We start from the raw sequence: 12,360 nt of genomic DNA on the forward strand, positions 1-12,360 counted from the left end.
AGTTCGATCGATCGCACGCATCTTTTTGTTTGAAAACAATTGCATGTTGAGCGAAGTTGATCGGTATGCTGATCGACGTGAAGGACATCCGCGATCTCGCCATCCTCGACCACCTCCGGACGTCGCGCGCCGCCTCGGTCGCCGACCTCGCCGCCGCCACCGGGTCGAGCGTCGCGACGATCCGCCGTGACCTCCAGCGCCTCGACGACGCCGGTCTGCTGCGGCGCACGCACGGCGGCGCCGTCCTCCCCGACACCCACGAGGGCGACTCCCCGTTCCTCGAGGTCGAGACCGTCAACCGCACCGCGAAGCGTCGGATCGCCGAGGCCGCGGCCCGGTTCGTCGAGGACGGTCACACGATCGTGCTCGACATCGGCACGACGGTGCTGCAGCTCGCCGACCTCCTCCGCGGCCGTCCGATCACCGTGATCACCGCGAACATGGCCGTGTTCGAGCTCCTGAAGGACGACCCGGCGGTGCACCTCGTCCTCCTGCCGGGCGACTACGACCCCGTGTACCACTCGGTCTCGGGCCACCTGACCACCGACTCGCTCCGACTCATCCGCGCCGACCACGCCTTCCTCGGCGTCAGCGGGATCTCTGCGAGCGGCGACCTGCGCGACACCACGATCGCCCAGGTCCCCATCAAGCAGGCGATCGCCGACGCGTGCGACGAGGTCACCGTCCTCGCCGACAGCAGCAAGTTCCCGGGCACCGGGGCGGCACGCATCGACCTGCCGTCATCGATCGTGCGGATCGTCACCGACGACGACCCGCCGGTCCCGGTCGCCGCCGCGTTCGCCGCGCACGGCGTGGAGGTCCTCGTCGCATGAAGCTCGTCATGATCGGCGGTGGCGGGTTCCGCACACCGCTCGTCCACTCCGCCCTGCTGCGCGACCGGGAGCCCGGCCGGGTGACCGAGGTCGCCCTCGTCGACGTCGACGCCGACCGCCTCCGCACGATGGCGCGGATCCTCGCCGACCAGGCCGAGGGCGTGCCCGACGCGCCGACCGTGAGCGTGCACACCGACGTGGAGGACGCGCTCCCGGGAGCGGACTTCGTCTTCTCGGCCATCCGGGTCGCGGGCATGGAGGGCCGAGCGACCGACGAACGCATCGGCCAGTCCCACGGCGTGATCGGGCAGGAGACCGTCGGGTTCGGCGGCATCTCCTACGCCCTCCGGACGCTGCCCACCGTCATGGAGCTCGCGCGCACCGTCAAGCGGCTCGCCCCCGACGCGTGGGTGATCAACTTCACCAACCCCGCCGGCGTCGTGACGGAGGCGATGTCCACCGTGCTCGGCGAACGGGTCATCGGCATCTGCGACTCCCCCATCGGCCTCGCCCGGCGGGCGCTCGGCACCCTCGGCGTCCAGCACGGGCCCGACGTCGAGCTCGAGTACGCGGGCCTCAACCACCTCGGTTGGCTGACCGCCGTGCGCGTCGACGGGGTCGACCGGCTGCCGGAGGTCCTCGCGGACGCCGGCCGGATCGAGTCGTTCGAGGAGGGCAAGCTCTTCGGAGCCGAGTGGATCCAGGCCCTCGGTGCGCTGCCGAACGAGTACCTGCACTACTACTCGTACCGACGGGACGTCCTGCAGGCCGACCAGTACGCACCGCACACGCGCGCCCGGTACCTCGTGGAGCAGCAGGACCGCTTCTGGGCCGTCGCCGGCGCGTGCGAGCACCCGTACCGAGCCTGGCAGGACAGCCGCAACGAGCGCGAGGCCAGCTACATGGCGACCAACCGCGACTCGGCCGGCATGGGTGAGCGCGACGTCGAGGACATGACCTCGGGGGGCTACGAGGACGTCGCGCTCGCGCTCATGCGCGGCATCGCGTACGACCAGCGCGCCCGGCTCATCCTCAACGTGCGGAACCGGGGCGCACTCGCCGGCCTCGACGACGACGCCGTGGTCGAGATCCCGTGCATCGTGGACGCCGCCGGCGCACACCCGATCCCGGGCGCGCGTGTCCCGGACTTCGGACTCGGGACGGTCACCGCCGTCAAGTACGTCGAACGGCAGACCATCCAGGCGGCGCTGCACGGCGACCGGGCAGCAGCGCTGCGCGCCCTCGCGCACCACCCGCTCGTCGACTCCGTGCGTGTCGCGCGCGCCCTGCTCGAGGACGCGCGCTCCTCGTTCCCGCACCTGTCCTACCTTTCCTGAACCGCGCCTCCAGGTCGTCCCTGATCCGCGACCTGGCGGCGCCCTCCCGTGGAGACCCCGCCCATGCACCAGAACCAGAAGCTCGTCGAGGCCCGCATCGAGCGCGTCCTCAGCGAACGCATCACCCCGGCCGTCCACCAGGCCCGCACGCCCGTCGACCTCGCCGCGTGGCAGGTGCCGGACGAACCCGTGCCCGCGGCCGAGGCCCTGGCGGCCGAGTACCGGCCGTTCGCGGTCGGTGAGCAGTGGGGCCGTGCCTGGTCCACGTGGTGGTTCGAGGTCAGCGGGACCGTCCCCGCAGAGTGGGCCGGTCGGACGGTCGAGCTGCTCGTCGACCCGGGGTTCCAGGGCGACTGGCCGGGCAACCAGGCCGAGGGGCTCCTGCACACGCCGGACGGCACCCCGGTCAAGGGCATCCACCCCCGCAACCACTACCTCCGCATCGCGGACGAGGCGCAGGGCGGCGAACAGGTGCACCTGTACCTCGAGGCCGCCGCGAACCCGGACATCCTCGTCAACGAGTTCGTGCCCACCCGGTTCGGGTCGAAGAAGACCGCCCCCGAGACGCCGATCTACACCTTCCGCACCGCCGAGCTCGCGGTCTTCGAGCCCGAGGTCTGGGCCCTGCGCTTCGACGTCGAGGTGCTCTTCCAGATGGTCAAGGAGCTGCCCGAGACCGACCCCAGGCGCCACGAGGTGCTCCGCGACCTCGAGCGCGCGATGGACGCCCTGGCCCTCGACGACATCGTGGGGACCGCCGCCGCGGCCCGGGCCGAGCTCGCCGGAGCGCTCGCGAGCCCGGCGAACCCGTCCGCCCACCGGCTCAGCGGCATCGGCCACGCGCACATCGACAGCGCCTGGCTCTGGCCGATCCGGGAGACGAAGCGCAAGACCGGCCGGACGTTCTCGAACGTGCTCGCCCTCGCCGAGCAGTACCCCGAGTTCAAGTTCGCCGCGTCCAGCGCCCAGCAGTACGCCTGGGTCAAGGAGCGGTACCCGGCGGTGTTCGAGGGCATCAAGGCCGCGATCGCCCGCGGACAGTGGATCGTCGTGGGCTCGCAGTGGATCGAGCCGGACGGCAACCTGCCCGGCGGCGAGGCGATGGTCCGCCAGATCACCCAGGGACTCCGGTTCTTCGCCGAGGAGCTCGGCGTCGAGACCCACGGCATCTGGCTGCCGGACTCGTTCGGCTACACGGCCGCGTTCCCCCAGATCGCCAAGCTCGCCGGACTCGACTGGTTCCTCACGCAGAAGCTCTCGTGGAACCAGACGAACACGTTCCCCCACCACACGTTCTGGTGGGAGGGCATCGACGGCTCCCGGATCTTCACGCACTTCCCCCCGATCGACACGTACAACTCGACCCTCGAGGGCGAGGAGCTGCACCACGCCGTCCGGCAGTTCCGCGAGAAGGGGGCCGCGACGACCTCGCTCGTGCCGTTCGGCTACGGCGACGGCGGCGGCGGTCCGATCCGCGAGATGCTCGAGCGGCAGCGTCGGGTCGAGTCCCTCGAAGGATCGCCCCGCGTCGAGATCGAGCACCCGGACGACTTCTTCGCCCGGGCCCGCGAGGAGTACCCCGACGCCCCGACGTGGGTCGGCGAGCTGTACCTGGAGCTGCACCGCGGCACGTTCACCTCGCACGCCCGCGAGAAGCGCGGCAACCGGAAGGCCGAGCACCTCCTGCGGGAAGCGGAGCTGTGGTGGACCGCCGCCGCGCTCCGCGGTGCCGAGTACCCGTACGAGGCGTTCGACCGGCTCTGGCAGTCCACGCTGCTCCAGCAGTTCCACGACATCCTGCCCGGCTCGTCGATCCAGTGGGTGCACGAGGAGAACGAGGACACCTACGCCCGCAACCACGCGGAGATCGAGGCGCTCATCACGGACGCCCTCACGCGGCTCGGTGTCGGCGGTGCGGTCGCGAACCCCGCCGATCACGACCGCCGCGCCCTCGTCGTCGGCGCGGACGGTTCGCCGATCGGCGTCGTCGAGGCGGCGGCGCACGCCCTGTCCCCCCTGCGGCCGGTCACACCGACGCACCCCGTCACGGCGACGCAGGACGCCGACGGCACCGTCCTCGACAACGGGCTCGTCCGCGTGCACGTCGACACCGACGGGCTCGTCGACTCGATCCGCGACCTCGCCCACGACCGCGAACTCGTGCCGTCGGACCGCAGCGCCAACCTGCTGCACCTGCACGAGGACCTGCCGAACGCCTGGGACGCGTGGGACATCGACGCCCACTACCGGCACTCGGTCGTCGAGCTCCGTGCCGCCCGGTCGGTGGAGCTCACCACCGACGACGACCTCCGCGCCGTGGTCCGCGTCCGCCGGGTGTTCGGGTCGTCCGAGCTCGTGCAGACCATCGCGGTCCACGCCGACGACGTCCGGGTCCACCTCGGGGTCGACGTCGAGTGGCAGGAGCGCGAGAAGCTCCTCAAGGCGTCGCTGCCCTTCGTCGTGCACGCGCAGCACCACAGCGCCGAGATCCAGTTCGGGCACCTCCGGCGACCGACGCACACGAACACCTCGTGGGACGACGCACGCTTCGAGGTGATGGCGCACCGTTGGGTGCACGTCGAGGAGCCCGGCTACGGGATCGGCGTCACGAACGCCGGCACCTACGGCCACGACGTCACCCGCCGCGTGGGCTCCTCCGGCGAGGTCGAGACCGAGGTCCGGCTCAGCCTGGTGCGCGGCGCCCAGTCGCCCGACCCCGAGCAGGACCTCGGACACCACGCGTTCGCGTACGCCGTGCACCCCGGCGCCACGATCGCGGACGTCGTGGCGAGCGGGTACGACCAGAACCTGCCGCTGCGTGCGGTGCCGGCCGCCGAGGGAGCCGCACCGGTGGAGACGCTCACGGCGCCGGTCGTGCCGACGACACCGGGTGTGCGCGTCGAGTCGGTCAAGCTGGCCGACGACCGCTCGGGCGACGTCGTCGTGAGGCTGTACGAGGCGCTCGGCGCGCGCACCGACACCGTGCTCGACCTGCGGATCGACGCCGAGTCGGTGGAGCAGGTCGACCTGCGCGAGCGTTCGATCACCGACCCGGAGCGCACGGCCCGGACCTTCGCGTGGGACGGCGGGACGGTGTCGCTCGGGCTGCGGCCGTTCCAGGTGGTCACCCTGCGGATCCGTCCGCGGCGCTGACGGCCGCCGTCACGACGCGACGGCGGGACGGACGGGAGGCGCGGTGCGGGTCCGCACCGCGCCTCCCGTCCGTCGATCCCGTCCGGTGCCGGTCCGCTCAGATGTCGAGGACGCCGTCGACCGCGTCACGTCGCGGCGGGATGTGTCCGGTTGTGACGTCCTCGTCGAGGTACACCCCGACGTACCCGTGGCCGACGGGTCGACCCGTGTCGTCGAACACTCGGAAGCGGCGACGGAGCCGGAGGAACGGGACCGCCGTGTGCTCGAAGGACACCACCACCGCGGTGTCGGGGAACGTTCCTTCGACCTCGACGTGCACGTCGCGGTAGTCACTCCGCATCCGACGCACACCGTCGACGCCGCGCGTCCAGGTGATCGCGGGGGCGTCGAGGTGCGTGAGCTGCTCGACGAGCCGGGCGACGCTGTGCTCCCGTCTGACCGTGTCCCGGTCCCACAGCGGCCACCGGCTGCCGTCGATGCCTTCGAGGTCGAGCCGTTCGACCCACGGCGCCCGACGTGCCTCGCGCTCCTCGATCGACCGCTCCCACTCGAGGTCGGCGGCGTCGTCCTCCGCGGCGTCCTCCAGCGGCGACGAGTCGAGTGTGTCGGTGTCCACCGAGGCCGGGAGACCGGCGGACACGTCCACCACGACCTCCCGGGGTCGGTAGACGACGTCGCGGCCACCGTCCTCCGCAGGAACGAGGTCCGGACCGGTCCGGTGGAACCGCAGGGTCATCGTGTCGCCCTCCACCGAGACCCGCTCCACGAGGTGGTCGACCCGGATGGTCGTGCGCGTGCCGTCGGGCGCGATGCGTTCGACGTCCGTCGGCGGGGTCGGCGACGGCGGGCCGGGGTCGTCCGAGCCGTCGGCATCGGTCTCGTCCTCCACGGGTCCGTCGGAGTCGCCGGCCCAGTCGGCGAACCCGATGGTCCACTGGTACTTCGTGGCCACCGTCGTGTCGGGGTCGTCGGAGCCGTCGAAGTCCCGCTCGGCATCGGCCGCCGGTCCACCGTCGTCCTCGGAGTCCTCGGAGTCCTCGGAGTCCTCGGAGTCCTCGGGCTCTGTCCACGTCTCGGGGTCCGGCCAGAACGGCTCGACCTCAGCCCACGGGGGGTCGGCCGCGGCGAAGGACGCCGGAACGTCTTCGTCGAAGGGGCCGTCCTCGATCCTCACGGCCATCCACTCCGACGCGTCGCGAGGATCCGCGAGCCACAGGCCGCCGCTGTCCGCGCCGACCACACGCCGGTCGCCGAGGTCGACGGCCGCCCCGACGCGGTCCGGGTCGAGGTGCACCGCGGTGCGAGACCCACCGTCGATGCCGTCGGAGGAGTACACGACCCAGATGCCCTCGGTGGTGGGCCAGGCCGCGGCCTCCTCGACGGCACGCTCCGGCAACGGCGCAGACGGCCACGTCAACCACCGCACCACGGCGCCGTCCTCGATCACCGCCGCCACCGGACGGTGCAGGTCGGGGACCACCAGGCGGTTCCCGACCTCGACGACGTCGAGCGGGAGGAGATGGTCAGCATCGTCGGCGCGGTCGGTTCGAGCGGTCACGCGGCCGACGCTACCGTGGCCTGGCGTGCTCGGCTCGTGCGCTGAGCGCGGACACCGCGACGCGATCAGCGCGGACCGCGTTGACTGGGGTGTCGGCCTGACGAGGAGGAATGCGTGCTCGGACCCGAACTGGTGGTCGTGCTCGGCCTCGCCATCGCGGTGACGGCCGGCATCGCCGACCGCATCCGGGTCGCACCGCCGGTGTTGCTGCTGGTGTTCGGCGCCGGGCTCGCGCTCGTCCCGCAGTTCTCCGACGTGCAGCTGCCCGCCGACGCCGTCCTGCTCCTCTTCCTGCCGGCGCTGCTCTACTGGGAGAGCCTGACGACGTCGCTGCGGGAGATCCGGAAGAACCTCCGCGGCATCGTCCTCATGGGCACGTTGCTCGTCGTCCTGACCGCGGGCGCCGTGGCAGCGCTGCTCCACCTGCTCGGGCTCCCGTGGGGGCCGGCGTGGGTGCTCGGCGCCGCCGTCGCCCCGACGGACGCGACCGCCGTGGGGGCGCTCACGCGGATGCTCCCCCGTCGCAACGTCACCGTGCTCCGAGCGGAGAGCCTCGTGAACGACGGCACGACCCTCGTCGTGTACGGCATCGCCGTCGCGGTGACCGTCGGCACGCAGCAGCTCACGGTCTGGGGCGTCTCGGGCATGCTCCTCCTGTCGTACGTCGGCGGGGTCGCGGCCGGCCTCGCAGCGGCCTGGGTCGGCACCCTCGTCCTCCGCCGCGTCGAGTCGGTGGTGCTCCAGAACCTGGTGACCCTGCTCGTCCCGTTCGTCGCCTTCCTCGGCGCGGAGGCGGTCGACGCGTCCGGGGTGCTCGCGGTCGTCACCGCCGGGATCGTCGTGAGCCAGGTCGCGCCGAAGCTCGACCGCGCCGAGACACGGCAGCAGGTGCGCGCGTTCTGGTCCTTCCTGACGTACCTGCTCAACGGCGCCCTCTTCGTGCTCGTCGGCATCGAGGCGATGATCGCTGCGCGGGCCCTCGACCCGACCGAACTGCTCCGCGCGGGCGGACTGATCGCCGCGGTGGCCGTGCTGCTCGTCGTGGTGCGGTTCGCGTTCCTCAACGCCGCCGGGGGCACGATCTGGCTCGTCACCCGGCGCACCGGCGGCCGACCGCGGGAGGGCCATCGCGACCGACTGGTCAGCGGCTTCGCCGGCTTCCGCGGCGCGGTCTCGCTCGCGATGGCGGTCGCCGTCCCGCGCACCCTCGAGTCCGGCGCAGCGTTCCCGGACCGCGACCTCATCGTCTTCGTCACCGCGGGTGTCGTCGTGCTCACGATCGTCGGACAGGCGCTCGTGCTGCCCGCGGTGCTCCGCCATGCGGCGCTCCCCGAGGACGAGTCGGTCGGCGAGGAGCGCCGGTACGCCGAGCGGACCGCGATCGAGGAGGCCCTCGACGCACTCCCCCGCCTCGCCCGCACGGCCGGCGCCGACCGTGCCACCGTCGACCGCGTGCGCAAGGACTACGAGGCACACCTCGACGTGATCCAGGCCCGGGAGGAAGCCGAGGACGACGACCACCCGGCCCTGCAGCGACACGACGCCGCGGTCGCCCTGGAGCTCGCCCTCGTCCAGCACAAGGCCGCGACGCTCCTCCGGCTCCGCGACGCCGAGGAGATCGACGACCTCGTCCTCCGCCAGGTGCGCGCCGGCTACGACGCCGAGGAGGCCCGGCTCGAGGGGGCGACGCCGCCGTGACCCTCGACGTCGACGTGCTGCTCAGGACGCTCCTCGGCGTCGCGGTGCTCGTCGCCCTGGCCACCGCCGTGCTCCTGCTCGCCCGGGCCCCGTCGCCGTGGGCGCCCGCGCTGGCCGTCCTCCGCGGCACCCTCCAGCTCGCGGTGCTCAGCGTCGTCCTGACCGGGGTGATCCGGGATCCGGCGTGGATCGCGGTCGCGCTCGTCGTCATGTTCGGCGTCGCGACCACGACCGCGGCACGGCGACTCGGCACGCTGCGCGACCGGCTGCTGCCCGTGGCCGTGTCGATGGCGATCGGCATCGGCGCCGCGCTCACGGTCGTCTTCGTGACCGGCGCCATCGAGTTCACCCCGCGGTACGTCCTCGCCATCGGCGGCATCGTGGTCGGCAACGCGATGACGAGCGCCACGCTCTCCGGCCGGCGCTTCGTGGAGCTCGTCGACGACCGCTGGGACGACGTCGAGGGCTGGCTCGCCCTCGGGGCCACACCCCGCCGCTCGACCGCGGCCCTCGTCCGACGGGCCGTCCACGCCGCGATGGTCCCGAGCACGGACCAGACCCGCACCACCGGGCTCGTGACCCTGCCCGGCGCCTTCGTCGGCGCGGTGTTCGGCGGGGTGTCCCCGATCGAGGCCGGACGGTTCCAGGTCGTCGTGCTGGCGGCGATCATCGCCGCGGGCGCACTCGTCGCCGTCACGCTGACGCACCTGCTCGCGCCGGTGCGGACGCGGCCCGTCACGTCGAGCTGACACCGTCGCGCCCCCCGCCGCGCTGACGCACCGGCCTGGAGGCAGCGGGTCGCGTCGTGCCCCGCCCGTCGCCCTGACAGCGTGGCGCTGCCAGCGGCGCGCGTCCCCGCCGCGCACCGTCCGTGACGGACGCGAGCCGCGCCTCCAGGCCGCTGCCGACCGCGTCAGGGACCGGTCGCGCCCGCCGGCTCGACCACGGACCGGGCCCCCGGGGTCGCCCAGACCGTGCCGTCGACCCCGAACGCGAGGACGTCGACCGAACCGTCGGCGGTGAGCGCGCGGAGGTCGTCCGCGTCCCCCGCGACCACCGCGGTGGCCAGGACGTCCGCGGTCACGATGTCGTCCGCGATCACGGTGGCCTGCACGAACGCGGGCGTCGAGCGGCGCCAGATGTGCTCACCCCGCTCGGCCGTCCCGGAGGTGGCCACGGCGCGTCGGGTGCCCTCGAGGCGGGCGACCCCGACGACCGTGTCCCGGCGTGCCGGGTCCACGACGCCGACGCTCCAGGGCTCGGGAGGTCCGTCCGGTCCGACGAGCCGCCCGCGGGCGAGGACGTCGCCGCCCGCCGCGATCAGCCAGTCGGACGACCCACGGTCGAGGACCGCCCCGGCCTCCTGGATCGCGAGCGCCTTCACGACGCCGGACAGGTCGACGACGCCGTCGGGCCGGTGCGGGGTGAACGCGCCGCCCGTCCGGTCACGCCACTCGAGCGCGAGGGCGTACACGTCCCGCACCTCCTGCGGGGCGTCGGCGAGTCGGAGCGACCCGGCCGCCACACGGCTGAGGACGGACGCCGGGTCGTACAGGCTGTAGCGGTGGTCGTGGCCGGCGAAGACCGCACGGACCGCGGAGGCGGCCTCGGGGGTCGCGCCCCGGAGGCTCACCACGGTGCCCATGGTCTCGAACGTCTGGACGCTCACGAGCCCGCCTGGTCGAGCGCGGACTGCAGCGAAGTGGTGTACCCCTCGCTGGTGAAGGTGGCGCCGCTGACGGCCTGGATCTGCGCCGACTGCGCCTGGAGTGCCTCCTGCCGGAGGATCGGCGCCGCCTGCTGGCTGATCATGACGGACCGGCCGTCGCTGTTCGTCAGCTGCAGGGCCGTGACGTCGGTGAGCTTGCCGCCGGCCACGGTGACCTGCACCTGGACGGGCCCGTACTGGGTCTGGACGGTCTGCCCCGTGTAGGTGCCGTCCTTGACGGCACCGGACGCGGACCCGGACGCGGACCCGGAAGCGGAGCTGCCGGTGCTGCTACCGGCATCGCCGCTGCTGCTGCTTCCGCCGCTGCCGCTCGTACCACTGCCGCCGGTGGCCGCAGCGCTGCCGCTGCCGGCGCTGCCGCCGGCCGTGCTGCCGCTGTCCGCGCTGCTGGTGCCACCCGACGTCGCCGCCTGGGACCGGGACACCGTCGCGGCAGGCTGCCCGCCGAGCTGCCAACCGATGACCAGGACCGCCGCCGACGACACGATGCCGCCGGCGATCACCCGAGCGCGCATCACTCGAACCGTTCCTGGTGGATCTGGTGTTCGGGGACACCGGCGAGCCGCGCCTCCCGGACGACCAGGTCGGACCACACCCGCGGCCCGCACACGTACAGGTCGGACTCGAGCAGCCGCGGGAACACCGACCGGAGCGTGACCCCGCGGCGGACGTCCTCCTCGGTCATCCAGCTCTCCCGCGAGTGCGCGCGGTGCCCGACCATGGCGAAGAGCGTGCTGCCGGTCGCGTTCGCGAGGGCGACGGTCTCGTCCCAGAGGTACTGCTGGTCGGCGTCGGTCCCGCGCAGCAGGACGGTGGCCTCGCCCGGCCGCAGGTCGGTGTCCTCGAGGAGGGCGCGGACCGGCGTGATGCCGATGCCGGACGCGACGAGGGCGAGGTACGGCGCGGTGCGGGCACGGCTGGTGAAGAGCCCGTACGGTCCCTCGAGCGACACGAGGGCGCCGGGGCGGATGCGGCCGAGCCGGGCCGAGCCCGCGCCGAGGTCGCGGACGGTGATGCGTGCGTGCCCGGAGCCGGGGACCGCCGAGAACGACACCGGGTGCGCGTGCCACCAGGTGCGCGCGGTCCAGAAGCGCCACACGCCGTACTGGCCGCCTTCGACGCCGAGCCGGTCCAGGGCCCGGCCGGCGAGGTGGATCGAGACCACGCCGGGCGCGATCGGCTCCACGGCCGTGACCCGGATCCGGTGCCGGAGGGTCACCACCAGCGGCAGGACGAAGCGGTACAGGACGATCAGCCCGAGCGCGAGCACGTACAGCGCGATCCAGTAGGTGCGCTGCCACGACCCGACGGACAGCACCCCGCCGACGCTGAGCATGTGCGGCAGCGCCACCAGGACGGCCGCGTAGCTCAGGAGGTGGATGACGTGCCACGCCTCGTACGGCAGCCGACGACGGACCGCGACGAGCGACGACACGACGACCGCGACGAACAGGCCGAGGGCGAGGTACGCCAGGGGCATGTCCGGCGTGGAGAACAGCGCGATCGTCTCGGCGACCGGGCTCTTCGCCGACTCGGCCGAGTAGCCCAGGGTGAGCAGGGCGCCGTGCGCGAGCAGGAGGTACAGCACCGGCTTGCCGAGGGACCGGTGCACCGCGATCGCGTTGTCCTGCCCGAACACGCGGTCGATGAGCGGCACACGAGCGGCGAGCACGAGCATCACCAGCGTGAGGTCGGTGCCGATCAGGCCCGCGACGATGCCGGCGTCGGTGAGGACGCTGCCGACCCCGGTCACCGTCCGCGACGCCGGGGTGACGAGCCAGAGCAGGACGGCGACCGCGGCGGACACCCACGCGAGCACGCCGAGCAGGTCGGCCGCGGCGGTCCGCGCCCGCTTCGACCGCCGTCGTCGACGGGCTGCGGCGGCGAGCGGCTCGGAGGGGGCGGGGCGGAGCCGTGGACGGCTCGCCGCGCCGGGTCGGGTGGCAGGGCCGGCGGTGTCGATCATCGTCGTGGTCCTCTCCAGCGGTTGATCGGGTGCCACCCAGCATCTGCATCGGAACCATGAACCAGCCCGGAGCGGGCAGAGCCGTT

The 12,360-nt window shown here is 73.1% G+C and carries 9 protein-coding genes; 5 read left to right on the forward strand and 4 right to left on the reverse strand.

Annotation, left to right across the window (positions count from 1 at the left end; genetic code table 11):
• Nucleotides 1-77 precede the first annotated feature (77 nt).
• From IEY20_RS02660 to IEY20_RS02670, 3 genes are all read left to right on the forward strand, one after another.
• A complete protein-coding gene (locus IEY20_RS02660) occupies nucleotides 78-833 on the forward strand; it encodes a DeoR/GlpR family DNA-binding transcription regulator (RefSeq protein WP_229727819.1) in 756 nt (251 codons plus the stop codon).
• A complete protein-coding gene (locus IEY20_RS02665; RefSeq protein WP_175327833.1) occupies nucleotides 830-2,170 on the forward strand; it encodes a 6-phospho-beta-glucosidase in 1,341 nt (446 codons plus the stop codon). The genes IEY20_RS02660 and IEY20_RS02665 overlap by 4 nt, the downstream gene beginning before the upstream one ends.
• Nucleotides 2,171-2,233: 63 nt before the next feature.
• A complete protein-coding gene (locus IEY20_RS02670; RefSeq protein ID WP_175327834.1) occupies nucleotides 2,234-5,323 on the forward strand; it encodes an alpha-mannosidase in 3,090 nt (1,029 codons plus the stop codon).
• Between the two features lie 97 nt (nucleotides 5,324-5,420).
• Here IEY20_RS02670 and IEY20_RS02675 read toward each other — a convergent pair whose 3' ends face one another.
• The gene (locus IEY20_RS02675; RefSeq protein WP_175327835.1) at nucleotides 5,421-6,881 is read right to left on the reverse strand and encodes a hypothetical protein; all 1,461 of its coding nucleotides are present in this window, start codon (nucleotides 6,879-6,881) and stop codon (nucleotides 5,421-5,423) included.
• A 114-nt stretch (nucleotides 6,882-6,995) separates the two neighbouring features.
• Between IEY20_RS02675 and IEY20_RS02680 the strand changes: the two genes are divergently transcribed.
• Together IEY20_RS02680 and IEY20_RS02685 are read left to right on the forward strand one after the other, a co-directional pair.
• Nucleotides 6,996-8,579: a Na+/H+ antiporter gene (locus IEY20_RS02680; RefSeq protein ID WP_175327836.1), complete on the forward strand. Its 1,584-nt coding sequence runs from the start codon at nucleotides 6,996-6,998 to the stop codon at nucleotides 8,577-8,579.
• Nucleotides 8,576-9,328: an ABC transporter permease gene (locus tag IEY20_RS02685; RefSeq protein WP_175327837.1), complete on the forward strand. Its 753-nt coding sequence runs from the start codon at nucleotides 8,576-8,578 to the stop codon at nucleotides 9,326-9,328. The genes IEY20_RS02680 and IEY20_RS02685 overlap by 4 nt, the downstream gene beginning before the upstream one ends.
• 164 nt (nucleotides 9,329-9,492) lie before the next feature.
• On the opposite strand, the gene IEY20_RS02690 is transcribed toward IEY20_RS02685, so the two are convergent.
• From IEY20_RS02690 to IEY20_RS02700, 3 genes are read right to left on the reverse strand one after another with little or no spacing between them, the layout of a single operon-like run.
• A complete protein-coding gene (locus tag IEY20_RS02690; protein WP_022904837.1) occupies nucleotides 9,493-10,248 on the reverse strand; it encodes an FAD:protein FMN transferase in 756 nt (251 codons plus the stop codon).
• Nucleotides 10,245-10,823, reverse strand: coding sequence for an FMN-binding protein (locus tag IEY20_RS02695; RefSeq protein WP_175327838.1), 579 nt, complete (start codon nucleotides 10,821-10,823; stop codon nucleotides 10,245-10,247). The genes IEY20_RS02690 and IEY20_RS02695 overlap by 4 nt, the downstream gene beginning before the upstream one ends.
• Nucleotides 10,823-12,274: a ferredoxin reductase family protein gene (locus tag IEY20_RS02700; RefSeq protein ID WP_175327839.1), complete on the reverse strand. Its 1,452-nt coding sequence runs from the start codon at nucleotides 12,272-12,274 to the stop codon at nucleotides 10,823-10,825. Before IEY20_RS02700 ends, IEY20_RS02695 begins: the two co-directional genes overlap by 1 nt.
• Nucleotides 12,275-12,360: the final 86 nt, after the last annotated feature.

The sequence above is a fragment of the Curtobacterium luteum genome (genome assembly GCF_014646995.1).
Taxonomy (GTDB): Bacteria; Actinomycetota; Actinomycetes; order Actinomycetales; family Microbacteriaceae; genus Curtobacterium; species Curtobacterium luteum.

Coding starts and splice junctions, on each gene's coding strand:
- IEY20_RS02665 (WP_175327833.1), top strand. CDS start 830: ATGAAGCTCGTCATGATCGGCGGTGGCGGGTTCCGCACACCGCTCGTC.
- IEY20_RS02670 (WP_175327834.1), top strand. CDS start 2,234: ATGCACCAGAACCAGAAGCTCGTCGAGGCCCGCATCGAGCGCGTCCTC.
- IEY20_RS02695 (WP_175327838.1), bottom strand. CDS start 10,823: ATGCGCGCTCGGGTGATCGCCGGCGGCATCGTGTCGTCGGCGGCGGTC.
- IEY20_RS02700 (WP_175327839.1), bottom strand. CDS start 12,274: ATGATCGACACCGCCGGCCCTGCCACCCGACCCGGCGCGGCGAGCCGT.